This is a genomic window from Pontibacter sp. JAM-7 (assembly GCF_048548695.2).
GTDB lineage: Bacteria > Pseudomonadota > Gammaproteobacteria > Pseudomonadales > Balneatricaceae > Neptuniibacter.
Window position 1 is genome coordinate 116,386 of record NZ_JBLYIF020000006.1, and the last position, 25,076, is coordinate 141,461.

The window sequence follows — 25,076 nt, forward strand, 5'->3', positions numbered from 1 at the left end:
GCTAAATCAAGGCATGAAAAATCTGGTACTGGAACTGACACGTATAGTGCAGGCTGTGGCGATGGTGGAGTCGCCCGAGGAGCAGGTCCGTCTGATTGTTGACTCCATCAGCGAATATACCGGTGCCGATGTTTGTAGTCTCTATCGCATTAATGATCAGCAAGAGATGCAACTTCTGGCCAGTCATGGCCTGGATATCACCGGACGGGTAACCATTCCCGCTGGGAAAGGTCTGGTCGGCAAGGTAGCGCAGACCCGGCATCCGATCAATCTGGGTGATGCTGCCAGTCATCCCGATTTTTATTATGTGCAGGGTTCCCATGAGGAACGCTATAAAAGCTACTGTGGCGTGCCGTTGGTTCGCAGTGGCAAAGTCATCGGCGCGCTGGTCGTCCAAAGTGTGTTGGCTGAACCTTTCAGTGATGAAAGTGAAGCCATGTTGTTGACCCTGGCTTCACAACTGGCATTTATCGTCTCTAATCTGCCCAGCAATAGCAGTCATTCAGAAAAGAATCTGCGTGCCAGTGGTATTCGTGGTGCTCCTGGGGTAGGTATTGGCCGGGTAGTGCTGTGTGATTCCGATGAGCTGTCACAGATAGCGGATGCCAGTTGTGACGATATTGACGTTTCGCTGCAGCAATGGCGCAACCTCCTGGTTGAGGTTTGCAGTGAAATTGATGATGAGCGTGCGGCTCTGGGTGATGAACTGTCTGATAGTGTTGCGTCTATTTTCGATACTTATCAGATGCTGCTGGAAGATCGCTCGTTTACTGACAGAGTGGTGAAAGAGATTCAGGCCGGTCACTGGTTGCCCGGGGCACTGCGTTTAACGGTAAACTATTTTACCGAGTTGTTCCGGGCCATGGATGACCCATATTTGCGGGCCCGTCACGAAGATATTCAGCATCTAGGTAACAAGCTCTATCGTGCTTGGCGTGGTGGCAGCGTAGAGCAATCTAACTTTACTGAACCTGTGGTGCTGATCGCGCCACATGTCAGTGTCTCTGCGATAGCCTCGGTGCCTCCGGAACTGCTGGCTGGGGTAATCTGTTTTGAAGGTTCCAGCCTGTCTCATACGGCTGTCCTGGCGAATGCTGTGGGTGTACCCGCAGTCATGGGTGTCGGCGAGCTTAAAGGTATTCACTCCGGGGGGTTGGTAATTGTTGATGGCAATGAAGGTCACCTTATCTTTAATCCCACCCGGGTGGTGGCGGCGGAATACCGTCGTATCTTGCGGCGGGAGAAGAAACTGGTTGCCAAGCTGGATCAGTTACGTGACCTGCCAGCCATTACGCGCGATGAACATTATGTGCAGTTGCTCACCAATACCGGCTTGCTGGCTGATATTACCCCTGGCTTAAACAGTGGCGCAGAAGGGGTGGGCCTGTATCGTACCGAGATTCCGTTTATGGTGCGGGATAGCTTCCCCACGGAAGAGGAGCAGGTGCAGGTATACCGCAAGGTAGCCGAAGCCTACCATGATAAACCTGTCTATATGCGCACCTTGGATGTGGGGGGCGATAAACAGTTACCTTACTTCCCAATTACGAACGAAGCGAATCCGGCACTGGGTTGGCGGGGTATACGTTTCACCCTGGATAATATCCAGTTGCTGATGACCCAGGTCAGGGCGATGATCCGTGCCTTCTCGGGTCATGAACAGCTGCATATTCTGTTGCCAATGGTCAGCTCCACCGTTGAATTGGATAGCTTTATCCAGTTATTGGATGATGCTTGTGCCCAGTTGCAGGAAGAGGGGTTAGCGGTCAAGCGGCCTAAAATCGGTGTGATGATTGAGGTTCCCGCCGCGATTGCCCAACTGCACTTCTGGCACAAAAAGATCGATTTTGTTTCCATCGGCTCTAATGACCTGAGCCAATACCTTCTGTCGTTAGATAGGAATAATAGTAGAGTCGCTCCGCGCTACGATCACGTACATCCGGCAGTGCTGCATGAGATTAAACGGGTGGTGAACACGGCAAAACGCTATGACCTGCCGCTTAGTGTCTGTGGCGAGATGGCCGCCGATCCAGTGGCAGTTGTTTTACTGCTGGGGATGGGGGTGCGTAAACTCAGTATGAGTGCGGCCAAGCTGCCGCAGATAAAATGGCTGATCCGCTCATTATCCATAGCTGAAGCAGAGGCACTGCTAAAGCGGGTGATGAAGGTGGATAACGTTGAGCGTATCCGTCAGAAGGTAAACAAGGAGTTCGACCGGCTGGAGCTCAGGGAAGTTATTCACTGAGCCTATTGCGGTTGTGTTGTCGATTACGGCAGACGAACCGCAGGCATGGCGCCGAATAAAAAAAATACCGACTCAGGCAATCTGACGGCCTTGGCTATGCTGCTGGCTGTGGGCGATAGTGATGCGATTGCTGATAGTATGGCTCAGCAGGATCCGGGCAATGTTGGCCTGGGCGGGTGATTGAGCGGATTGAAGCGTTTGAGCTTGACCAAATATTGAACAATTGTGACCGTTAATCCATCCCGGCAACAGTGATTGTCCCTTCTAAGATTGCAGCAGCGCATGCTGTTACTGTCGAATTTTGATCAGATGCTCTTTCATTCACGTATAGAACAGTGTCCGGTTTTACCGGGGGGATGAATTGCCTGCGCTGAGTGAAACAACTATGAAACTACAATTCTCTGACCTGCCTGGTTTACAACCGATTGAACGGGTTACGGTGCATTCAATAGACTCGATGATCTATCAGGTCAGTGTCACTGTTGGTGGTAAACGTCACTTGCTCTATCAGGGCCAGCAACCCTTTCGTTGCCATAATTTGCTGCAGGTGAAGGAGTTGTTCCAGTTACTGGAAGTGGAACACTATCTTTTGCAACGGCCGGCTTCGGCTTACGATGAAATGGTTGGTCAGCCAGTGCCTATGTTTAATGATGCTATGGAAACCGATTTATGTTGGCGCCAGGTTAAGGTATCCATGCACTAAGCGACAGGTGCGGGGCCGACTTGCCGACCCCGCCGATAGTTTCAGTGGGATTCTTTGAGCAGAAAAATCACTAATTCACAGGGGCCATGCGCACCCATCTGTAGTTTTTGGCCAATATCGGCACTGCGTGATGGGCCGGTGATCATATTCACTGTGCGCGGCATACCGTCAGGATGTGTTTTGCGCAACAGTTGCCAGGCATCTTCATAACTGCCCACCACTTGTGATTCCCGTAGCACCACCAGGTGACAGTCCGGCAGGAAGTTGAGGGTAGTCGGGCTGCTGTTACCAGAATGCAGCATCAGTGTTCCGGTTTCGGCAATGCCTGCCATGCAACCGGTCAGACTGGCCCGGTCACCTGACTGAGCCACCCGCTGGACTCGCTGTATATCGCCCAATGGACTCCAGTCCAGGTCATTAATCCAGTTGTCACTGGCACTGACCAGTTGTTTGAACTGCTGATGTTGCAGCCATTCTGTGACTTTTTGGGGCAGTTCACTGAGATGGTTCAGCTCAATGATTTTGGCAGCGGCTTGAGTTGCCATGGTACGAAACAGCTCTACCTGTGCCGCGTGATCCAGTTGGGCGCGGGCAGGAATCAATACAGGCTTGTGTGCCTGAATGCGTGCCAGTGCTACAGCACGTTGTTCTGCTGTCGGTTCACCTCGATGCAGGCCACGACGAATTTTATTGAAAATCTCGGCTTTGCTCATGACTTTTCTCCGGCCTGACGTTTTTTCCATTGGTCCATAAAAGTGGTGCCTTCAGGGGCGGGCATATCGCGCCAATCGGTCCAGCCCCCGGCTAGCGGTAATTTACGAATACGGCCTTTTTTGCCAGCCAGTTTATGCATAAACCAGGCAGAGCTCCGAGCCAGCCAGCGGTACAGTCCGGGTCTGCGGGCAAAGAATGCCCAACCCGCCAGTCCCCAACGGACAGCACTGGGAGTGAGGTGTTGCTCAAACTCTTTTTCACGCCAATGGCGCATGAGTTTTGGTAGCGGTATACGTACCGGGCACACTTCCTGACATTTGCCACAGGCGGTAGAGGCATTTGGCAGGTGTCCTGAGTTTTCGATGCCAATCATCTGCGGTGTTAGCACCGAACCCATGGGGCCGGGATAGACCCAGCCATAACTGTGGCCACCCACGGCACCGTAGACCGGGCAGTGGTTCATGCAGGCCGCGCAACGAATGCAACGCAGCATGTCCTGGAAATCAGTACCGACCATATCGCTGCGGCCATTATCAACCAGTACCACATGGAAGTTCTCCGGACCGTCCTGATCGCGGCTACGGCGGGGACCGGTGGAGAGGGTGTTGTATACGGTAAATTCCTGGCCGGTTGAGCTGCGGGCCAGCAAACGCAAAAACAGGCTCATATCTTCCAGGGTGGGTACCACTTTTTCGATGGAGCTGATCACGATATGGGTTTTCGGCAATGTTTGGGTTAGGTCGCCATTGCCTTCATTGGTGACAATAATGGTGGAGCCGGTTTCGGCCACAAGGAAATTGGCACCGGTAATACCAACATCGGCACTGACGAATTTCTTGCGCAGTACCTCCCGGGCTTCCTTCATCAGTTGTTGGGGGTCATCGGTGCGGGTTTGGTGGTGATGCTCATGAAACGTATCCGCCACATCATCGACATTCAGATGAATTGCCGGCGCGATAATATGGCTGGGATGGTCGCCGCGCAGTTGCAGGATATATTCGCCGAGATCGGTTTCAACGGGGTCAATGCCATTGGCCTCTAGGTATTCATTAAGATTAATCTCCTCCGAGACCATGGACTTACCCTTGGTCACAGTTTTGGCATCTACTGCCTGACAAATCTCAAGTATCTTTTTTTGTGCATCTTCTGCCGTGCTGCACCAGTGCACATGGCCGCCGTTGGCGGTTACCTGTTGTTCAAACTGTTCCAGGTAGATATCCATATTCTCAATAATATGGTTCTTCAGATCCCGGGCATGATCGCGCAGGGTTTCAAATTCAGGTAGCAGTGCGACCACACGAGCGCGGTTGACTGGGAAACCGTATTTGAATTGGCCCAGTGCTTCTTGCAAAGGTTCATTACGCAGCGCGATACGGGCATTTTCTTTAAATTCTGGGCTGTGAATCTGCATAAAAATAACCTCAGAGGGGTTTGGCCAGGTCGTAATCGGCTTCGCCAATGGCGGGGGTGTCAGTCATACCAGCAAGTATTTCCACTATGTGACGGGCCTGTACCGGCTTGCCTTCGCGTTTTAGCTTGCCGGCCATATTCAACAGGCAGCCCAGGTCGCCGCCGACCAAGGTATCGGCGCTGCTGTCGCTGATGTACTGGCTTTTATTGCTGACCATGCGGTTGGATATTTCGGGGTATTTGACACAGAAGGTGCCGCCGAAACCACAGCAGGTCTCCGCTTCTTCCATTTCGTTAAGGCTCAGTTTGTCCACCTTGCCAAGTAGCTGGCGTGGCTGTTGTTTAATTCCCAGCTCACGCAGGCCAGAACAGGAGTCATGGTAGGTGATGGTGCCATCATACTGGGCATTAATCCGATCAAACTGCATGACATCGGTGAGAAAACTAGTGACCTCATAGGCGCGGCTTTTCAGATCCAGTGCCCGCTGCAGCCATGGGTCATCATCGGCAAACAGTTCAGGGTAGTGATGTAACATGCCAATGCATGAACCTGATGGTCCGACTACATAATGAAACCCCTCAAAGGCTTCAATGGTTGTTTTTGCGATATCAGCAGTGGTTTGACGGTCACCAGAGTTGAATGCGGGTTGTCCACAGCAGGTTTGCCGTTCCGGGACGTTAACCCGACAACCGGCAGCTTCCAGCAGTTTAACGGTGGCAAAGGCAACGCTGGGGCGGAACATATCAGCAAGGCAGGTGACAAACAGCCCTACGCTGGGGTGTTCAGAATGATTGGACATGTCAGGGTTCTCTTTTTTGTTATCGCCGTTGAAGATAGATAAGGCAGACGTCTATGAGAATGATAGACGCAAAACTGGTCTGACCAAACGGTGGCGTTGGTGATATTGCTTTAATACTCATCAAGCAGGGTCGAGTTGTTTATAATCCCCCAACTGATGCGCGGGATCGTTCGGGTCATCATCTGTACTTAGCGCAAATTTAATATCCGTATCCGACGGATTGTTTAAGGAAAAGATAACTCACGTGAAAGTGGTTCAGGTATTGCCAGCGTTGGAGCTGGGCGGTGTCGAGCGGGGTACGCTCGAAGTAGCCAAGGGCCTGGTTGATGCCGGTCATGAATCTGTGGTGGTGTCGGCTGGTGGTCGGCTGGTCGCGCAACTGGAGCATGATGGCAGCCGTCATGTGCAGTGGGATATCGGTCGTAAATCTCTGCTGATGTTGTTTCAGGTGCGACGATTCCGTGCCTGGCTGGAACAGGAGCAGCCGGATATTGTGCATGTACGCTCGCGGATGCCTGCCTGGGTGGTATGGCTGGCATGGCGAAAAATGGACCCTGCAACCCGGCCGCGTTTTGTCACCACGCTGCATGGCATGCATTCCGTCAACAGGTACAGCGCGATTATGGGTAAAGGAGAACGGGTTATCGCTGTCTCCGAAACGGCAAGGGACTATCTGCTGACTAACTTTCCTGAGGTCGACCCGGCCAAGGTAACGGTGGTTCATAGAGGGATTGATCCGGCTGAATTCCCGCGTGATTATCAGCTGTCCGCGCAGTGGTTTGAGCAACTTCTGACTGATTACCCCGGGATTAAAGATAAAAAACTCATCTGCTTTCCCGGCAGGATCACCCGCTGGAAAGGTCATCTCGATTTGGTAAAAGTGGTCGCAGCCCTCGCTCAGCAGCGACAGGACTTTCATGTTCTGGTGGTTGGCAGTGACCCCAAGGGTAAATTCCTGAAGGAAGTCCAAACTGCAATCAGCGAAGTCGGTGCTGCGGAGTATTTCAGTTTTCTTGGCACGCGCTCGGATATGAAGCAACTCTATGCTGTGAGTGATGTGATGCTGACCCTGACGTCAACCACTGCGGAAGCTTTTGGTCGCACAGTCGTTGAATGTTTGTCGGTGGGTACACCCGTGGTGGGGTATGCCTACGGTGCTGTGCATGAAACCCTGAGTGCTATATACCCCGCCGGTAAGGTTGAGGCCGGAGAGGTGCAGACGGTGGCGGATAAAGTATCTGCTTTGTTTGATGCTGAATCTGAAGAGGTTCAGCAAAATCCGTTTGTGCTTAGTCAGATGATTGCATCGACCCTGGCGCTGTATACGCAGCTATTGGCCGAAAAATAATCTAGTCTCTTACCTGGGTAAACTGGCTTGTTCGATACAGAGGCGATTTGTCAGAGTTTATTGCGACTCAGCGAGGCGCTGATAGAGTTGTTGGTATGTCCGCAACACACTGGCTGCGGTGTAGTGATCTGCAAATTCCTGATAGCCCTGTTCGGTCAGTTGACTGCGTAGGCGGTCATCTGCAAACAGGTTAGAGATGCTTTGTGCCAGTTGGGCAACGTCATCCTTGGCAAAAATCAGTGCGTTTTTGCCATGGCGGGTAATAGCCGTGGCACCTTGGGAATCTGATGAAATTAAGGGTAGGTGGTGCGACCAGGCTTCCAGCAAAACACTGCCAAAGGGTTCATGTCTGGATGGCACGATAAACGCATCGCTAAGGTAACAATACTGCGAGATATTATCGGTCCAGCCTGTGAATATCACCCGTTTAGTTAACCCCAGAGCTTCGGCCTGCTGCTTTAACTTTGCTTCATCCGGTCCCTGTCCTGCGATGATATAACAGTAGTTGTCAGGCAGTTGGGCAAGGGCCTGGATTGCCGTATCCAAACCTTTCACTGGGTGCAGTCGTGCTGGTGTAAAAAGTACGGTCTTTTCCTGCAGTTGCAACTTTTCTCGTAACTGCTGAGTGACAGCAAGATTCTCTGTTTGTGCCGGATTAACAAAGTTAGGTATCACACAGGACCTAACGGCCGGATGACCACCCTGTATCACATGTTGGCGCAGGTCTTCAGTGGCCGCCACTAACCAGTTCATATTGCGGAAGTTTTTCAACGCGTAGTAGCCACCCAAGCGACCAATGTGTTTAACGCCTGTCATTTTGGGCATCACACTAGCCGCGCGACTCATCCAGCATTGGGTGACTTGGGTATTTGTGTCCCGGGCAATACGTTTTAGCTTGGCGCGGGTCCAGAAGTCATGCCGACCTAAAAATGGCAGGGTATGGAATAGCAGGTCGCTGTGTTGAAGTTGACCCGCCAGCCAGGAGTTACGGCGAACCACAGGTACTACGTTAATGTTTTCGAACTTGGCCAATTCGACACAAAAGCGCAGAAAGTGAGCTTCAGCCCCTCCCGGGTTTTTGCCGCCACATACCTGCATGACAGTGATCATGATTTAGCCTTATCCCGATGTTTTTGGCGGTACAGGTAGCCCTTGCCTTTGGGGTGTGTTTTGAAGCGGCGGTGAACCCACATATATTGCGCTGGATCCTTACGAATGGCTTTTTCAATTTCCGCATTCACCAGCGTGGCATCAGTTGCTTCATCGCCGGTAGGGAAGGGGTCGATGGGTGGGAAAACTTCAAGTACATACCCGGAGTCATCGGGTTTACGGTGCTGGGCCAGCATCATTACAGGTGAGGAGTTGAACTTGACTAGCCGCGTAGTGGCAGTGATCGTGGCGGCCTGTACCCCAAAAAATGGTACAAATACGGAATTACGGTTGCCAAAGTCTTGGTCTGGGGCGTACCAGACAATATGGTTTTGGCGTAATGAACGTACCACTTGGCGAATATCAGAGCGTTCGATGACTACCTCAAAATAGCGCTCACGTCCGCGGGTGATGATGTGTTCCAACAGGGGGTTGTTATGCCGGCGGTACATGGCGTCAACCGGGAAAAACTCGGAAAATAGCAGTCCCCCCAGGTCCAACGTGGAAAAGTGTGCGCCCAGCAGGATAATGCCTTTCCCTTCGGCCAGGGCTTTTTCAATATGTTCCCGGCCCTCCATTTCAATATAAGGCTGAAGTTTTTTCCGCGGTGTCCACCATGCCATCGCGGTTTCGAACAGGCCGATACCATTATTGGCAAATACTTCTTTGACCATGTTGCTTTGCTGCTGGTGACTCAGCTCAGGAAAGCAGAGCCGGATATTGGTTCGTGTCACCCGGCGGCGATGTGGGCTGGTCAGAAAAAGCAGGCGTCCCAGCAATCGCCCGAGACGAATTTGCCAACGCCAGGGCAAACGGTTAAGCAGCCACAACAGACTGATACCCAACCAGACAGGCCAGTATTTTGGCGCTAAAAAATGAGAATTTTTTGTTTGTGCTGTCACAGTGTTGTTCATCAACGAGTGTTGCAGAGAATTGTAAAGAGCTGATCGCTTATCAGCAAACCTGTTTTCGACAAAAGAAGCGAGTTTGAAGCCATGCTGTAATTTGCAAGCGTGTTATCATACGCCACAATTTCGAGATCTGGTTTCAGGAAGGATATAGATGAAGATAGCGGTCGCAGGTACAGGTTATGTCGGGCTGTCTAATGCGGTGCTGCTGGCGCAGCATAATGAAGTTGTTGCACTGGACATTGTGCCGGAGAAGGTTGAGCAGATTAACCAAAGAGTTTCACCGATTGAAGACCATGAAATCAGTGAATATCTAACCACTAAAGAGCTCAATCTTCGCGCGACGCTCATTAAAGAAGAGGCCTATATCGGGGCTGATTTTGTCATCATTGCCACCCCCACGGATTACGATCCGGAAACCAACTACTTCAATACCAACAGTGTAGAAGCGGTGGTACGGGATGTTCAGTCGATAAATCCTGCTGCGGTGATGGTGATCAAATCTACCGTGCCGGTCGGATACACCCAGAACCTGCGTGAACAGCTTGGTCTTGAAAACCTGATGTTTTCACCTGAGTTTCTACGTGAAGGCAAGGCGTTGTATGACAACCTATACCCGTCCCGTATCATCGTTGGTGAAAAGTCGGTGCGGGCTGAAACATTTGCTTCACTTCTACAGCAAGGCGCATTGGCAGATGATATTGCTTGTTTGTTTACCGATGCTACCGAAGCTGAAGCGATAAAATTGTTTGCTAATACCTATCTGGCAATGCGGGTCGCCTATTTTAATGAGCTTGATTCCTATGCGGAGTCACATGGTCTTGATGCTCGCCAGATTATCCAGGGCGTAGGCCTGGACCCGCGTATTGGCGCGCATTACAACAATCCATCGTTTGGTTATGGTGGCTATTGCTTGCCTAAAGATACCAAGCAACTACTGGCTAATTATGACCAGGTGCCAAATAACCTGATTCGGGCCATTGTTGATTCTAATACTACCCGTAAGGACTTCATTGCTAATGCTGTACTGAAGCGTGAACCCAAGGTGGTGGGTATTTATCGGCTGGTGATGAAGTCTGGCTCTGACAATTTCCGTGCTTCGGCTATCCAGGGGGTGATGAAGCGGATCAAGGCCAAGGGTATTGAAGTGGTGGTTTATGAACCGGTTATGCAGGAGAGCCACTTTTTTCATTCGCGGGTTATCACTGACTTGAATGAGTTTAAACAGCTGAGTGATGTGATTATTGCCAACCGGCTTTCTGAAGAGATCGAGGATTGCGCCGACAAGGTGTATACCCGTGACCTGTTTGGTAACGATTCTTAATCTCTTAGGTTCCAGGAACCCTGAATGAGTGAATCAAACAAAGGCAACGCTCTATCTGAGACCGACGCCGAACAAAGTGCCTGGAAAGTCTATCGTCGACTACTAGGCTATGTGCGCACGCTCTGGTGGGGTTTTGCGATCAGCTTCGTGGGCTTTGCTCTCTATGGTGCAGGTCAGGCACTCTCCGCTAAATGGCTAGAGAGCGTTATTAATGCGGTACAGGAAGGCGCCTATGAACAGCGCGGAATATTAGCGCTGGCTGTGCTGGGCATCTTCCTTATGCGTGGTACCGGTTTGTTTATTGGTAACTACTGTATTGCTTATGTGGGTAGGGAAGTTATTCACATGCTTCGCACTCAGGTTTTTTCCAAGTTGTTGCTACTACCCTCGCTCTATTACAACCAGCACTCCAGTGGCGAGCTGTTGGCTAAACTGACATTTAATGTTGAGCAGGTGACTGAATCAGTGACCAATGCCATCAAGATCCTGTTTCGAGAGGGACTGACGGTTACTGCGTTGCTGGGTTACATGTTCTACTTGAATTGGAAACTGACGCTGATCTTCTTTGTGACGGCTCCTTTTATTGGCTTGGTGGTATCTATCGCGTCCAAGCGGATGCGCAGGCTGAGTAAGCGCATACAGGAGTCGGTGGGCAATATAACGGAAGCGGCATCTGAGTCCATTAAGGGTTACCAGATCGTCAGAATTTTCGGCGGTGCCGAGTCCAGTGCCCAGCGTTTTGAAGCGGCCAGTAACCGAAATAAACGGCAGTTTATGAAGTTGGTGGTGACCAAATCACTTAATACCCCCTTGATTCAGTTCCTGGTGGCGTTGGCTTTGGCAGCCTTGTTATATCTGGCGATGCACCCCTCAGTGATGGGTTCCATGACCACCGGTGGCTTTGTGGCATTCCTCACTGCGGCCGGGATGGTCACCAAACCCCTGCGTTTGCTGACTGATGTTGTGGCGATCGTGCAACGAGGTATTGCTGCGTCTGAAAGCCTGTTCCAGATTCTGGATGAGCAAGAGGAGCAGGATACCGGTACGCAAACCCTGCAACAGGTTGGTGATATTCAACTGAACCGCTTGAGTTTTTCCTATCCAGGGTCACCGCGTCCGGTACTGGTTGATGTGTCGCTGGAAATGCCTAAAGGTAAAACCATTGCGCTGGTCGGGCGCTCTGGTAGTGGCAAATCGACTCTGGCGGGGCTGTTATCACGTTTTAATGATGGCTGGCAGGGTGAATTGTTGGTGAATGGTATCCCACTGCAACATTTCACACTGGAAAGCCTGCGCGAGCAAATCTCACTGGTTAATCAGAATGTCGTGCTGTTTAACGGCACCATCGCTGAAAATATCGCCTATGGCGCCATGGCAAATGCTTCCGTAGAGGCGATACAGCAAGCGGCAGAAGCTGCCCATGTGCTGGAGTTTGTTAACAAATTCCCTGATGGTCTGAATACCCTGATCGGTGAAAATGGTGTTCTACTTTCCGGCGGGCAGCGACAACGCATTGCAATTGCCCGGGCAATTTTGAAAGATGCGCCCATTTTGATTCTAGATGAAGCGACTTCAGCACTTGATACTGAATCAGAACGGCACATTCAGGATGCTTTGGCTGAGGTGATGAAGGGTCGAACCACGCTGGTCATCGCCCATAGACTGTCAACTATCGAACAGGCGGATATGATTGTGGTCATGGAAGATGGCCAGATTGTTGAGCAGGGTAGTCATGCAGAACTCTTAGCGCTGGAAGGTGCTTATGCCCGTTTTCGCACAATGCAGGTAGAGCATCATTAGTGATCTGTGTATGAGGGGCTGATCTGGGATGCAGAATGGCTGAAAAAGAACCGGTGCAACGTCAGAAACTGGTCTTCCAATTGGAACAGAAGATCTTGAATGGTGAGCTACTGCCCGGTCAGTCATTGCCCAGTCAACGTACTCTCGCTGAACGCTGCCAATTATCCCGCGCCACTGTTCGGGAAGCTATTCAAGCTCTCGAACTGCAGGGGTTGATTGAAACGCACCATGGGGGCCGTTCCCGCTGTCTTAATTTGCTTGACCCCTTTCTCGAAATGCCACAAGAACCTGTCCAGGGGGTAGGTTTTTTGCTGCAGGTTATGGAAATGCGGGCTGTGTTGGAGGGGGAGGCTGCTTATTATGCTGCCAGGCGTGCCACAGCAGAGCAGCTGCAACGCATAGATAGCGAGTTTCGTGCCATGCAGTTACGCAGTGCCGGGGCGAGTACGCTTAAGAAAGCCAAAGCAGATCTACGCTTTCATACTCTGATCGCAGAATCTAGTCATCATCTGCTGGTGATCTCTTTCAGCCAGATATTTTATACCCGATATTTCAACGCGATATATAGCGTTCTGGATCGCACACTGAAAAAATTTGGTCGTTATCCCGAACGCATCGCCGCCCAGCATGGCCGGGTTCATCAGGCGTTACTTAACCGTAATGCCGAGATGGCTCGCGTGGCTGCAACTGAGCATATCCTCTACACCCGAGATCTGTTGAAGGCTTGCGAATAGTTTTCAGGTTGGATTCATTCCTCTCCACGCATACTGCTGAGGCAGCCTTGCTCACCTTTGTTTAAAGGCTATTCTGAGCGAAAGTGCCTTGGGTCAGGGTCAGCTTTACATAACTTTACCCCGTCGCAACCCTTGTTTTCGCTGGGTGTTGTCAAAATAGATAACAGTGAGGTTGTTCCAGTGGGAAAGCGTGACTTGACCCGGGTAGCCCGGGTCTTTTTTCCTGAACACCAAACCGGCATGAAAATGTCAATTTATAAAGACATGGGGGTGAACCATGCGAAAATTTACCCAATATGCACTGGCTCTGGCGTTAAGCCTGGGTATGGCAGTGCCAGTATTAGCACATGGCCCGTCATCCGTTCGGGTTGAGCCGACCTATCAGCGGGCAGATCATCCCCGGCATCAGCATCGGGATTACAAACGGAGCCACAAACGGGACCACAAACGGGACCACAAACGGGACCACAAACGATATCGCTCTGGACGTTACTACGACAGCAAAAGTGATTACCGCTATCGGGGTGATCATGGCTACCATCGTGGCCACAATAAATACTGGAAGCACCAGCCGCAACATTATGACCGATACCCTAAGCATAAACGCCGTCATAGCGGGGAGTGGGTGAAAGTTTTACCGCGTGGTAGTTATGCATTGGTGATTGGTGGTGACCTGTATCATCGCTGGCGTGATAACTACTACATCTCCGGATTTCATCAAGGAGAGAAGGTGTTCTTCTCAGTGGACTTCCGCCTGTAACCTAAAAACCGTGCGTAAAAGCACGGTTTTTTATGCCTGAATTAAGTTGGCTGGCGTTATTCTGGTTGTTTCTGAAGCCCCGGCATCTGCAGTAGCCAGCGGCCGGCAATACCAAGGATCGAGCAAAACAGCATAACCGTTGCCATGGGCAGTGGCGTGCCATCACCCCACAACCCCACTAGAGCGCCACTGACGCCACCCATAGCAAACCCGCTGGCGCCCAAAATGGCGGTAGCTGTGGCGCTGCTGTGAGGGAAGAATTCAATGGTGCTGGAGGTGGCATTGGCAATCATCAAGCCCATTGCACCGATATAAATCACAATCAACATGACGACCAGAGGCAGCCAGGGGGTTGCGCTAATCAACAGGTAGCCGAGTAGGCTCAATCCCGCGCTCAGCTGTAAGAGTTGCCCGAAGGTGAGAATTTGGTGTGGGTTAAAGCGGTGTAGTAAGCGAATGTTGAGCCGGTTGGCGCTAATCATGCCGATAATGTTGGCGCCAAATAGCAGGGGATATACGGCTTCGCTGACGTCGAAGAACTGCATGTACACCAGTGGTGAGCTGGTGATAAACGCAAACATGCCGGCAAAGGCAAAGCACTGTGATAAGACAAAGCCAAGGGCATAACGATGACTAAGTACCTCAGCGTATCGCGCCAGGACACTGGTGCGTATGGGTTGTGGGCGTCGGGTTTCCGGTAGTTTGCAATAGAGTGCTGCGCCAATCAGAACACCGTACACCAGAAGAAACTCAAAGATTAGCCGCCACCCCTGGAGGTGAAGTAACAGGGCTCCAATCATTGGTGCAAGCAAGGGAGCGAGCATCATAATAACGGAAATGTTGGATAAGTGACGGGCACTGTCCCGGCCATGACTTAAATCGCGAATTACTGCTGATGAATTGACCACCGCCAGTCCGCCGCCGAGTGCCTGAATGCCTCGGAATAACCAGACGCTTTCCATACTGCTGCTTAACATAATGCCCAATGAGCCTAGGCAGAACAGACTAATGCCGCAGCCTGAAGCGATCCGCCGCCCGGCATGGTCGGAAAAGGGACCGCCGATTAACTGACCACAGGCAAAACCAGCCAGGAATATACTCAGGGACAGTTCTGCATCATGGATGCTGACCGAAAAATGCATAGCCATTTCCGGTAATGCGGGTAGGTAAGCATCCACCGCTAACGGCGCCATGGCGGTCAGGGCTGCTAACAGATAGATCAGCAATGTGGTAGGTGAGGCGAGGGCTTGCATTGGTTCAATGAATACTCAGCGCAGGTATAAAGAAACACGAGTAGTGTAACTGTATACACGTTGTTTGAGAGGGCTTTCTGCTGCAACACTGTTTTGTGTGGCTGGTAGCTTGGTTGCATGGCTTTTTACGGGGTGTTCCGTTAGAATGCCAGGCCCTGCTCCGTACTTGGTTTGTACGATGCATTAGCCGTTGAATAACAGCGGGGCCTTACGTAGGGGCCCATGCCTGAGAACAAGGAAATGACATGCCGGTTATTACCCTGCCTGACGGTAGTAAACGTGAGTTTGCTAACCCTGTCACTGTATTTGATGTTGCCGCCGATATTGGTGCTGGTTTAGCAAAAGCTGCACTGGCCGGTAAAGTTGATGGTCAATTAGTTGATACTTCCCATACCATTGCTCAGGATACTCAACTAGCCATTATCACCGCGCGTGATGAAGATGGTCTGGAAGTGATTCGCCATTCTTGTGCTCACCTGATGGCGATGGCGGTGCAGGAGTTGTTTCCCGGTGCTCAGGTCACCATAGGTCCGGTCATTGAAAACGGCTTTTATTACGATTTTGCCTATGAGCGCCCGTTTACCCCGGAAGATCTGGAAAAGATCGAGAAAAAAATGCAGGAACTGTCCAAGCAGAACCTGCCGGTCAGCCGTTCACTGATGAGTCGTGATGAAGCGACCACAATGTTTCAGGAAATGGGAGAGACCTACAAGGTTGAGCTGCTGCAAGCGGTTCCCGATGCTGAGGACCTCTCATTTTATTCGCAGGGCGATTTTATCGATCTGTGCCGTGGCCCACATGTGCCATCAACCAGCCACATCAAGGCCTTCAAGCTGATGAAGGTGGCGGGTGCCTACTGGCGTGGTGATTCCAATAACGAGATGCTACAGCGTATTTATGGTACGGCCTGGGGTGATAAGAAACAGCTGAAGGCTTACCTGCACCGGTTGGAAGAGGCGGAAAAACGCGATCATCGTAAACTGGGTAAGCAGCTTAACTTGTTCCATCTGCAGGAAGAAGCACCGGGTATGGTATTCTGGCACCCGCATGGCTGGACCCTGTATCAGCAGATCGAACAATACATGCGCCGCAAACAGCAGCAGCATGGTTATGATGAAATTAAAACCCCGCAGGTGGTAGAGCGTACCCTGTGGGAGAAGTCTGGTCATTGGGATAAATTCTCTGAGGAGATGTTTACTACCCATTCTGAAAACCATGACTTTGCCATTAAGCCGATGAACTGCCCATGTCACGTGCAGGTGTTCAATCAGGGAATTCGTTCCTATCGTGACCTGCCGTTGCGTCTGGCTGAATTTGGTTGTTGTCACCGTAATGAGCCGTCCGGTGCGCTGCACGGGATTATGCGGGTGCGTGGTTTTGTTCAGGATGATGCACATATTTTCTGTGCAGAAAATTCGATTCAGGCGGAAGTGGCGCGTTTTATCGATTTCCTGCATGAGGTGTACAAGGACTTCGGCTTTAATGAAGTGATTTATAAGCTGTCTACCCGTCCGGAACACCGGGTGGGTTCAGATGAGATCTGGGACAAGGCTGAAAAAGCCTTGGCGGATGCGCTGGATGCGGCGGGCCTGGACTGGCAGATGCTGCCGGGTGAAGGCGCGTTTTATGGTCCTAAAATCGAGTTCTCCCTGAAAGATTGCCTGGGTCGAGTCTGGCAGTGCGGTACAATTCAGGTAGATTTCTCTATGCCGGGTCGTCTGGGCGCGCAGTTTGTCAACGAGCATGGCGACCGAGAAACACCGGTGATGTTACACCGGGCGATTCTGGGTTCATTTGAACGTTTTATTGGTATTTTGATTGAAAACTTCGCTGGTGCGCTGCCAACTTGGCTGGCACCTTTGCAGGTTGTGGTGATGAATATTACCGATAAACAGTCAGAATATTGCAAAAACATAGTGAATCAGCTTGCAGATCAAGGATTTCGTACCGAAGCGGACTTGAGAAATGAAAAGATCGGCTTTAAAATCCGCGAGCGTACTTTACAGAAAGTCCCTTACCTGCTGGTAATTGGTGACAAAGAAGTCGAGGCAGGTGCTGTCGCGGTGCGTACTCGTACCGGTGAAGATCTTGGATCCATGCCTCTGAGTGAATTTACAGCCTTGCTTGGCAATGATGTAGCCAAAAGGGGACGTCATGACTCTAATGAGTCGGGAGAATAACTATCAGGCGTGAAACTAGAAGGGGCGCTCGACGTGAGCAGCCCATGATCAATGAGTTTTTATTAAGTGTTGCCAGTGAATGCAGGCTTATTGGTCCCGATGGCACCCAGATTGGCGTTGTATCGATAAGTGACGCTCTTGAGGCATCTCAGGAAGCGGGACTTGATCTGGTTAAAATTTCTGATGCGGATCCTATCGTCTGTAAGGTGATGGATTATGGTAAGCACCAGTATGAGCTGAAGAAAAAGGCGAATGAAGCCAAGAAAAAACAGCATCAGATCCAGATCAAGGAAGTGAAATTCCGTCCTAATACGGAAGAAGGGGATTATCAGGTAAAACTACGCAACCTGATACGTTTCCTTGAAGCAGGAGACAAGGCCAAGGTAACCCTTAGGTTCCGCGGTCGTGAGATGGCTCACCAGGAGCTGGGCATGCAGCTGATGAACCGGGTTGAAAAAGACCTGGAAGAGTTAGCTGTTGTTGAACAGCGCGCCAAAATGGAAGGCCGTCAGATGACCATGGTGTTGGCTCCGAAAAAGAAAAAGTAACGCGCTGCGTTCAAACCCGTAACCCCCCATGTGGTGGCTGCGGGTTTTTCCGTTGTTTCGCGTGAAAAAAAACTAAACGAATGCGTGGGGATTTTTGTAATGCCTAAAATCAAATCTTGTCGCGGTGCGGCAAAGCGATTCAAAAAAACTGCCAATGGCTTTAAGCACAAGCAGTCCTTCACTAGTCACATTCTGACCAAGAAGAGCACTAAGCGTAAGCGTCAGCTGCGTCCGATGCTGCAGGTTCATGCTGCAGATAAGGCGCTGGTTCGTCGCATGCTGCCGTACATCTAAGTACAGCTTTTTTCAGTTAACAGAATATCGAATAGGAAGGTAAATCATGGCTCGCGTAAAACGTGGTGTTATTGCACGTCGTCGTCACAAAAAGGTCCTGAAAAAAGCAAAAGGTTATTACGGTGCTCGTAGCCGGGTATTCCGCGTTGCTAAACAGGCAGTCATTAAAGCTGGTCAGTATGCATACCGTGACCGTCGTCAGCGTAAGCGTCAGTTCCGCGCACTGTGGATCGCACGAATCAACGCTGCTGCACGCATCAACGGTCTGTCTTACAGCCGTTTCATCGCTGGTCTGAAAAAGGCTAACGTTGAAATCGACCGTAAAGTACTGGCTGACCTGGCTGTATACGAAGCTGGTGCCTTTACCGCTGTTGTAGAGAAAGCGAAAGCTGCTCTGGCGTAAGGCTACCCGCCTCTTGTAGGTCAAATATTCACAGGGGAAGGGTGTAAACTCTTCCCCTGTTTTTTTGATGCTTTTGCCCAGTGTTTAGTTAAATGCTTGGCAAAATCATCATGTACCGGGCAAAGCTTTTGCCCATGCAGTAAACCTCCCTTTATCGGAGCCGGATAATGGAAAACCTCGAAATCCTGTTGGCAGCAGGTAAAGACGCTGTCGCCAAGGCTACATCTACTCAGGACCTGGATCAGGTGCGGGTACAGTACCTGGGCAAAAAAGGTGAACTCACCGCCTTGTTGAAAGGCCTGGGTCGTCTGTCAGCTGAAGAGCGCCCTAAAGCGGGTGCCTTGATCAACGAAGCTAAAGAAGCACTGCAGAACGTGATCAACCAGCGAAAAACCGAGCTGGAATCGGCTGCCTTAGAAGCTAAGCTGGCGGCTGAGACTGTGGATGTGACGCTGCCTGGGCGGGGTCAGAACTTGGGTGGCTTGCATCCTGTGACCCGCACGCTACAGCGGATCGAGCAGTTTTTTGCGGGCATTGGTTACAGTGTCGAGGAAGGTCCGGAGATTGAAGACGATTACCATAACTTTGAAGCGCTGAATATCCCATCGCACCATCCGGCCCGGGCGATGCATGATACCTTCTACTTCAATGCCAACACGCTGTTACGTACCCATACATCTGGCGTGCAGGTGCGTACTATGGAAACGCAACAGCCGCCGCTGCGTATTATCTGTCCGGGGCGGGTATACCGTTGTGATTACGATCAGACCCATTCGCCAATGTTTCATCAGGTAGAAGGTTTGATTGTCGATAAGGGAATCAGCTTTGCTGACCTGAAAGGCACGCTTGAGCAGTTCCTGCGCGAGTTCTTTGAGGAAGATGTGAATGTGCGTTTCCGTCCCTCTTATTTCCCGTTCACTGAACCTTCTATTGAAGTGGATATCGATCGGGGCGATGGCAAGTGGCTGGAAGTCCTCGGTTGCGGCATGGTGCACCCGAAAGTGTTTGAAGCCTCAGGTATAGATCCAGAAGAGTACACCGGTTTTGCTTTTGGTATGGGGGTTGAGCGTCTGGCGATGTTGCGGTATGGCGTCAATGACCTGCGACTGTTCTTTGAAAATGATCTTCGTTTTTTACATCAGTTCAACTGATGCATTGATGGCTTAGAACAGTTAACAGAACGTATTTCGGGAAAGCATTATGAAATTCAGTGAACAGTGGTTACGAGAACTGGTAAATCCTGCCATCGATACTCAGGGATTGGTGGACCAGATCACCATGGCCGGTCTTGAAGTCGATGAAGTAGATCCGGTTGCCAAAGCTTTCAGCGGTGTCGTGGTGGGTGAAATTTTAACGGCTGAACAGCACCCCAATGCCGATAAATTGCAGGTGTGTTCTGTGTCCGATGGACAGGATGCCTATCAGGTTGTCTGTGGCGCGCCCAATGCGCGTGCTGGTCTGAAAACTGCGTTTGCTACGCTGGGGGCAGAGCTGCCCACACCAGACGGCAGTGTGTTTAAAATCAAAAAAGCCAAGCTGCGTCAGGTCGAGTCCTTCGGCATGCTATGTGCGGATGACGAGCTGGGTATATCCGACGATCATGCCGGTATTATGGAGCTGCCCGCAGACGCGCCAGTGGGCACCTGTCTGCGTACATACCTGGACCTGAATGATCAGGTCATTGATGTTGATCTGACACCTAACCGCGGTGACTGCCTGAGTATCATCGGTCTGGCGCGTGAAGTCGGGGTGCTGAATAAAGCGCCGGTGACCTTTGTGGCTGATACAACCACGCCGGCTGCGATTGATGATACTTTTGCTGTTAGCCTGGATGCCAGCGAAGACTGCCCCCGCTATGTTGGCCGGGTGATTCGTAATATCAACCCTCAGGCCCAAACACCGCAGTGGATGCAGCAGAAGCTGGAACGATCCGGCGTGCGCTGTATTGACCCGGTGGTGGATGTGACCAATTTTGTTTTGCTGGAACTAGGTCAGCCAATGCACGCCTTTGACCTGGAAAAGTTGCAGCAGGAGATCCGGGTGCGTCGTGCCAACCAGGGTGAAAAACTAACCCTGCTGGATGGCCAGGAAGTAGAGCTAAACACAGATACCCTGGTTATTGCCGATGCATCTGGCCCGATCGCTATGGCCGGTATCATGGGTGGGGAACCCACCAGTGTTACAGATACAACCCAGCATATTTTCTTGGAAAGTGCTTTTTTTAATCCGATCTCTATTGCAGGTCGGGCACGGAGCTATGGCTTGCATACCGACTCTTCCCACCGGTTTGAACGCGGTGTTGATTGGCAGTTACAGGCACGGGCAGTAAACCGTGCCACGGAACTGCTGCTGCAGATTGTTGGTGGTGAAGCGGGTCCTGTGGTTGAAACGGTCGACAGTGACGCGCTGCCAGCGCCCCGTCAGGTGCGCCTGCGGCAGAGTAAAATTAACAGTATGCTGTCTTTTGAGATGCCAGCAGCAGAAGTAGAAGAGATTCTGACCCGGCTGGGACTCAGTCTTTCGGCCTCGGCCGTTGCCGGTGAATGGCAGGTCGCGGTGCCATCCTACCGTTTTGATATCGCTCTGGAAGTGGATCTGATCGAAGAGCTGGCGCGGGTATATGGTTACAACAACCTGCCAGTACGTACTCCCACTGCCAGCCTGCCTCTGAAACCTGATAATGAAGCGCAGATGCAGATCAATACGCTGCGCCGCTCACTGGTGGCCATGGGTTATCAGGAAGCGATCACCTACAGCTTTATTGAAGCGGGCCTGCAACAGCAGTTTGATGATCAGTATCAGGCATTGGCATTGGCCAATCCGATCTCTGCTGAAATGGCAGTGATGCGTACCACATTGTGGCCCGGTTTGGTTAAGGCGCTGCAATATAACCAGAATCGTCAGCAGCAGCGGGTTCGCTTATTTGAAACCGGGCAGCGTTTTCTGGCGCAGGACGTTGGCATGCTGCAGGAGAATGTACTGGCTGGCCTGATCAGTGGTAAGCAGCAGCCGGAAGGCTGGCAGGCAGGTAAGGATGTGGTGGATTTCTTTGACCTGAAAGGCGATGTGGAGAATCTGTTGGATCTGGCGGGTGCCGGAGAGCAGTTCCGCTTTGTGGCAGATCGTCATGTGGCGCTGCACCCTGGTCAGTCGGCGCGAATTGAACGCGATGGTGAAACGCTGGGGTACATTGGTGCACTGCACCCTAACCTGATTAAGGCACTGGACCTGCAGGGGCCTGTGTATCTGTTTGAATTGCGGCTGCAGCCACTGCAGCAGGGTGTCATCCCGCGTTATCAGGAAATTTCTAAATTCCCTGAATCTCGTCGTGACCTAGCGGTGGTGGTTGATGGCACTGTTGCATTTGCCGAGTTGCGCAATCTGGCTGCTGAAAATGCAGGCAGTTACCTCAAACAGATCACCTTGTTTGATGTATATCAAGGCCAAGGTATTGATCCGGGACGAAAAAGTCTCGCTTTAGGCTTGACGTGGCAACATCCTTCGCGCACTCTTAATGATGAAGAAATAAACAGTGCTGTAGACGCTATCGTGTCGGCACTGGCCAGTAAGTTAGGTGCTTCATTGCGAGAGTAACGGCAAAGGTGAATCTATGGGCTCGTTGACCAAAGCAGAAATGGCAGAACGCCTGAATGAGGATCTGGGTTTAAATAAACGTGAAGCCAAGGAAATGGTGGAGTCGTTTTTTGAAGAGATTAAGTCCTGCCTGTCCAGCAACGAGCAGGTAAAATTGTCCGGCTTTGGGAATTTTGACCTGCGTGACAAGCGTCAGCGGCCGGGTCGAAATCCCAAAACCGGTGAAGAAGTGCCAATTTCCGCCCGGCGTGTCGTCACCTTCAGGCCAGGGCAGAAACTCAAGGACCGTGTTGAAGCCTATGCCGGAGACGGATCAGAATAACGTTGCCGAGACTACTATACCCGGCAAGCGTTATTTCACCATCGGCGAGGTTGCCGGGCTGTGTGACTTGAAAGCTCATGTCCTGCGTTACTGGGAAAAAGAGTTTGAGCAGATTGCACCGGTCAAACGCAATAACCGCCGCTACTATCAACGTCAGGATGTCATTCTCATTCGACGTATCAAATCCCTATTGTATGAGCAGGGTTACACCCTTACGGGTGCCAAACAATTCCTCTCGGGGGATCACCACCAGGATGATCAGACCCGTTATAAACAGCTTCTGCGCCAAACCATAGCTGAGCTTGAAGAGCTGTTGACTGTGACTCGGCGGGGTTAACCTGTACCTAGGTATTGGTTCGTTTGTACACTCCAAAAAATGTTTTTCTGGCCGATACTTTTTGAGCTGGTCATCCACCTGTGCTGACTAGGATTAAAAAATGTGTAAGGAAACCTCATGAGTGAATGCATCAAAGTCGGCATTGGTCACGCGACATCCGCCCGATTGGCGGCCGAACAAGTCCAGTCAGCAACCGCAAAACCTAATCTGGTGATCTGTTTTATCAGTGCTGAATTGGATGTGGCTGCCTGCTATGCCGATATTCGTGATGTATTGGGTGAGAGTGTACCGATTATAGGTGGCAGTTCAGTCGGTGAGATGTCCTCCAGATTGCAGGGTGCACAATCGGGCTCTGTCGTAATTATGAGCTGGCAGAGCAGTTATTTGAGTGTGGGCACAGGGGTTGGTGAGTCCCTGGCTGAAGTGCCACGCAAAGCCGCTCTCGCTGCGCTGGAGCAGGCACAGACGCGGTTGCGCACCAATCCTACCGTGATGTCATTGATGACCATTGCGCTGGAATCTAAAAATGCCTCTGACGCCAGTCGTATAAAGCCGTTCGTTAATATTGTTCTACCCGATGGCACGTCAGAAAAAGAGGAGCCTTTTTTACGGGCATTACTCAATGAAACCGGGCGTTCCAGTCAGGTTATTGGTGGTTCGACAGCGGCGTTAGCGGAGTCTGGTCAAAGCTATCAGATCTGTGATGGTGTTTACCAAAACAGCGCGGTGGTTACCTGTATCAGCTCAGCATTGAAAATTGGTACCGCGCTGGGTCAGCCCTACTTGCCGGCGGGTCGAGGCCTGGTGGTCACCGGTTGCGAAGGTCGTGTGGTTAAATCCTTTAACGGTAAACCGGCAGCGCAGGTGCTGAAGCAGTTATTGGGTTGTGACGAATTGACCCCTGAGGTTTTTGCCCAGAATCCTTTTGGTGTCCAGTCGGCAGATGTATTTGCCGAATTCACAATTAAAAGTGCCCGGATCGCTAACCCGGATCAGAGCGTGAGTTTTTACTCGGCCATCACAACCGGTAGTTTTTTGCGGCAGATGAAAACTGATCGCAATACTGCCATTAGTTTGTTTCGCAAGGCACTGGAGCGCGCCATTATTGATGCAGGCCGCCCGAAAAAGATCGCTGGGGTGATTGTTTTTAACTGTATTTTGCGGCACTTGCTTAAGTCCCGACTAGAGATAGATGATGCCCAGATCATCCGCGATGTCTGTGGTGAGGATGTGCCGTTTATCGGTTTTAATACCTTTGGCGAGCAGGGAGCAACCTTGGGTGGTTCGCTGGGGCACTACAATCAGACCGCTGCGATTATGGTGATTGGTGATGAAGTTATCACCCAATAATCGACTGAAAAATCTTCACACATTCAGGACGTTAGGGTAGTATAGCGGCCGCGTTATCCGCCTTGACGGATAATGCTTGAGTCGGGGCGTAGCGCAGCCTGGTAGCGCACCTGCATGGGGTGCAGGGGGTCGGAGGTTCAAATCCTCTCGTCCCGACCATCTTTTCTCTCCCGGTCTGTCATAGACCGTTTTTCCGTTTGCTGTGTAGCGTTTTCTTCGCGTAAGTAAGGTTGGCCTTTTAGCTTAGCCTGGCTGCGCTCTGTAATTAAGATTATTTCTTAACGATGTCGCAGATATTTCGTTTTATACTTCACTGACAGGTCTGATTTGATATTACAGGATGTAATAGATGGAACAGGTATGTTCGCAATGTATGGCCAGCGTAAAGCCGATCGATATGAAAGTGATTAGTGTCATTACTGACAGCCAAATCTGCCGTTGTTGTTGGTGTGGTGCGTTCTGGATGGAAACGGAAGGGCGCTGGGAGTTACTGTTGTCCAGCCAGGAAGCGTGTTCCATATCACGCGTTGATGATAACCTCCCTGGCAAGCAGTACATGGCTTAGCGGCCTACGGCGTCATTTCCTATATCACTGTCGGTGCCTGTCACGGACACCGTAAATTCGTATCTCTACAACCAAAGTTTGCTTATTGTGTTTTGTTCGATGCCGATATATCTCGGATAGCTTGCATGATAGGTTTGATTTTGTGCTGCGCTGCAGAAATATATTGGCTAAGGAACCTACGAATAAATCCAAAACGCCTCTGGCTTTCAGGGCAATTTGAGATCAAGGCTGCGGTTCCAGGCATGCTGGTTGCCTGTCGAAAATCGGTAACGCAGAGATCGGATTGTCCTGAAAGCCCCATGGGGCGGGCTCTAAAACAGCTTTCTGCTTTGTCA

24 protein-coding genes and 1 tRNA gene are annotated in these 25,076 nt (G+C 51.0%); 19 read left to right on the plus strand and 6 right to left on the minus strand.

Annotated features, from left to right (window positions below):
* The first annotated feature begins 13 nt into the window (after positions 1 to 13).
* The 3 genes from ptsP to ACFVYJ_RS09750 all read left to right on the plus strand — a co-directional run bounded on the left by ptsP (position 14) and on the right by ACFVYJ_RS09750 (position 2,948).
* Positions 14 to 2,245 (plus strand): phosphoenolpyruvate--protein phosphotransferase, encoded by a 2,232-nt coding sequence (gene ptsP / locus ACFVYJ_RS09740; RefSeq protein WP_419415225.1) that lies wholly within the window; start codon positions 14 to 16, stop codon positions 2,243 to 2,245.
* A gap of 45 nt (positions 2,246 to 2,290) precedes the next feature.
* Entirely contained in the window at positions 2,291 to 2,425 is a 135-nt protein-coding gene (locus ACFVYJ_RS09745; RefSeq protein ID WP_419415224.1) for a hypothetical protein, read from the plus strand.
* Between the two features lie 205 nt (positions 2,426 to 2,630).
* On the plus strand, positions 2,631 to 2,948 hold the full coding sequence (locus ACFVYJ_RS09750; RefSeq protein ID WP_419415223.1) for a DUF6482 family protein: 318 nt from the start codon (positions 2,631 to 2,633) through the stop codon (positions 2,946 to 2,948).
* A 41-nt stretch (positions 2,949 to 2,989) separates the two neighbouring features.
* Here ACFVYJ_RS09750 and ACFVYJ_RS09755 read toward each other — a convergent pair whose 3' ends face one another.
* The 3 genes from ACFVYJ_RS09755 to ACFVYJ_RS09765 are packed head-to-tail and all read right to left on the minus strand — an operon-like array spanning position 2,990 to position 5,872.
* Entirely contained in the window at positions 2,990 to 3,661 is a 672-nt protein-coding gene (locus ACFVYJ_RS09755; protein ID WP_419415222.1) for a LutC/YkgG family protein, read from the minus strand.
* Complete coding sequence (locus ACFVYJ_RS09760) at positions 3,658 to 5,073, minus strand: LutB/LldF family L-lactate oxidation iron-sulfur protein (RefSeq protein WP_419415221.1); 1,416 nt, start codon at positions 5,071 to 5,073, stop codon at positions 3,658 to 3,660. Before ACFVYJ_RS09760 ends, ACFVYJ_RS09755 begins: the two co-directional genes overlap by 4 nt.
* 10 nt (positions 5,074 to 5,083) lie before the next feature.
* A complete protein-coding gene (locus tag ACFVYJ_RS09765) occupies positions 5,084 to 5,872 on the minus strand; it encodes a (Fe-S)-binding protein (RefSeq protein WP_419415220.1) in 789 nt (262 codons plus the stop codon).
* Positions 5,873 to 6,116: 244 nt separating this feature from the next.
* Between ACFVYJ_RS09765 and ACFVYJ_RS09770 the strand changes: the two genes are divergently transcribed.
* On the plus strand, positions 6,117 to 7,220 hold the full coding sequence (locus ACFVYJ_RS09770) for a glycosyltransferase (RefSeq protein WP_419415219.1): 1,104 nt from the start codon (positions 6,117 to 6,119) through the stop codon (positions 7,218 to 7,220).
* 57 nt (positions 7,221 to 7,277) lie between these two features.
* Here the strand turns inward: ACFVYJ_RS09770 and ACFVYJ_RS09775 are convergent, their stop codons facing one another.
* Both ACFVYJ_RS09775 and lpxL read right to left on the minus strand, forming a co-directional pair.
* Positions 7,278 to 8,330, minus strand: coding sequence for a glycosyltransferase (locus ACFVYJ_RS09775; protein WP_419415218.1), 1,053 nt, complete (start codon positions 8,328 to 8,330; stop codon positions 7,278 to 7,280).
* Positions 8,327 to 9,271 (minus strand): LpxL/LpxP family Kdo(2)-lipid IV(A) lauroyl/palmitoleoyl acyltransferase, encoded by a 945-nt coding sequence (lpxL, locus tag ACFVYJ_RS09780; RefSeq protein ID WP_419415217.1) that lies wholly within the window; start codon positions 9,269 to 9,271, stop codon positions 8,327 to 8,329. The genes ACFVYJ_RS09775 and lpxL overlap by 4 nt, the downstream gene beginning before the upstream one ends.
* Positions 9,272 to 9,431: 160 nt before the next feature.
* Between lpxL and ACFVYJ_RS09785 the strand changes: the two genes are divergently transcribed.
* From ACFVYJ_RS09785 to ACFVYJ_RS09800, 4 genes are all read left to right on the plus strand, one after another.
* Positions 9,432 to 10,601, plus strand: a complete 1,170-nt coding sequence (locus tag ACFVYJ_RS09785) for a nucleotide sugar dehydrogenase (RefSeq protein ID WP_419415216.1) — start codon at positions 9,432 to 9,434, stop codon at positions 10,599 to 10,601.
* A gap of 24 nt (positions 10,602 to 10,625) precedes the next feature.
* Complete coding sequence (gene msbA, locus ACFVYJ_RS09790) at positions 10,626 to 12,401, plus strand: lipid A export permease/ATP-binding protein MsbA (RefSeq protein WP_419415215.1); 1,776 nt, start codon at positions 10,626 to 10,628, stop codon at positions 12,399 to 12,401.
* Positions 12,402 to 12,436: 35 nt separating this feature from the next.
* Positions 12,437 to 13,135 (plus strand): FadR/GntR family transcriptional regulator, encoded by a 699-nt coding sequence (locus ACFVYJ_RS09795; RefSeq protein WP_419415214.1) that lies wholly within the window; start codon positions 12,437 to 12,439, stop codon positions 13,133 to 13,135.
* 277 nt (positions 13,136 to 13,412) lie between these two features.
* The gene (locus tag ACFVYJ_RS09800) at positions 13,413 to 13,895 is read left to right on the plus strand and encodes a hypothetical protein (protein ID WP_419415213.1); all 483 of its coding nucleotides are present in this window, start codon (positions 13,413 to 13,415) and stop codon (positions 13,893 to 13,895) included.
* Between the two features lie 56 nt (positions 13,896 to 13,951).
* On the opposite strand, the gene ACFVYJ_RS09805 is transcribed toward ACFVYJ_RS09800, so the two are convergent.
* The gene (locus ACFVYJ_RS09805) at positions 13,952 to 15,148 is read right to left on the minus strand and encodes a multidrug effflux MFS transporter (RefSeq protein ID WP_419415212.1); all 1,197 of its coding nucleotides are present in this window, start codon (positions 15,146 to 15,148) and stop codon (positions 13,952 to 13,954) included.
* Positions 15,149 to 15,393: 245 nt separating this feature from the next.
* Here ACFVYJ_RS09805 and thrS point away from each other — a divergent pair, with 245 nt between their 5' ends.
* The 11 genes from thrS (at position 15,394) to ACFVYJ_RS09860 (ending at position 24,741) form a co-directional block, all read left to right on the plus strand.
* Positions 15,394 to 17,328 (plus strand): threonine--tRNA ligase, encoded by a 1,935-nt coding sequence (gene thrS, locus ACFVYJ_RS09810; protein WP_419415211.1) that lies wholly within the window; start codon positions 15,394 to 15,396, stop codon positions 17,326 to 17,328.
* A gap of 44 nt (positions 17,329 to 17,372) precedes the next feature.
* Positions 17,373 to 17,876 carry a translation initiation factor IF-3 gene (gene infC, locus ACFVYJ_RS09815; protein WP_419415210.1) on the plus strand — a complete coding sequence of 168 codons (504 nt, stop codon included), beginning with the start codon at positions 17,373 to 17,375 and terminating at the stop codon, positions 17,874 to 17,876.
* Between the two features lie 99 nt (positions 17,877 to 17,975).
* Entirely contained in the window at positions 17,976 to 18,170 is a 195-nt protein-coding gene (gene rpmI, locus ACFVYJ_RS09820) for a 50S ribosomal protein L35 (RefSeq protein ID WP_275816201.1), read from the plus strand.
* 46 nt (positions 18,171 to 18,216) lie between these two features.
* Positions 18,217 to 18,573: a 50S ribosomal protein L20 gene (gene rplT, locus ACFVYJ_RS09825; RefSeq protein WP_419415209.1), complete on the plus strand. Its 357-nt coding sequence runs from the start codon at positions 18,217 to 18,219 to the stop codon at positions 18,571 to 18,573.
* Between the two features lie 167 nt (positions 18,574 to 18,740).
* Positions 18,741 to 19,724 (plus strand): phenylalanine--tRNA ligase subunit alpha, encoded by a 984-nt coding sequence (gene pheS / locus ACFVYJ_RS09830; protein WP_419415208.1) that lies wholly within the window; start codon positions 18,741 to 18,743, stop codon positions 19,722 to 19,724.
* Between the two features lie 49 nt (positions 19,725 to 19,773).
* On the plus strand, positions 19,774 to 22,167 hold the full coding sequence (pheT, locus tag ACFVYJ_RS09835) for a phenylalanine--tRNA ligase subunit beta (RefSeq protein WP_419415207.1): 2,394 nt from the start codon (positions 19,774 to 19,776) through the stop codon (positions 22,165 to 22,167).
* Positions 22,168 to 22,183: 16 nt separating this feature from the next.
* On the plus strand, positions 22,184 to 22,489 hold the full coding sequence (ihfA, locus tag ACFVYJ_RS09840) for an integration host factor subunit alpha (RefSeq protein WP_419415206.1): 306 nt from the start codon (positions 22,184 to 22,186) through the stop codon (positions 22,487 to 22,489).
* The gene (locus tag ACFVYJ_RS09845) at positions 22,467 to 22,826 is read left to right on the plus strand and encodes a MerR family transcriptional regulator (RefSeq protein ID WP_419415205.1); all 360 of its coding nucleotides are present in this window, start codon (positions 22,467 to 22,469) and stop codon (positions 22,824 to 22,826) included. The genes ihfA and ACFVYJ_RS09845 overlap by 23 nt, the downstream gene beginning before the upstream one ends.
* 117 nt (positions 22,827 to 22,943) lie before the next feature.
* Entirely contained in the window at positions 22,944 to 24,176 is a 1,233-nt protein-coding gene (locus tag ACFVYJ_RS09850) for an FIST signal transduction protein (RefSeq protein ID WP_419415204.1), read from the plus strand.
* An 82-nt stretch (positions 24,177 to 24,258) separates the two neighbouring features.
* Positions 24,259 to 24,335 (plus strand) — tRNA-Pro (locus ACFVYJ_RS09855).
* 190 nt (positions 24,336 to 24,525) lie between these two features.
* Positions 24,526 to 24,741 carry a hypothetical protein gene (locus ACFVYJ_RS09860; protein WP_419415203.1) on the plus strand — a complete coding sequence of 72 codons (216 nt, stop codon included), beginning with the start codon at positions 24,526 to 24,528 and terminating at the stop codon, positions 24,739 to 24,741.
* Positions 24,742 to 25,076 lie beyond the last annotated feature (335 nt).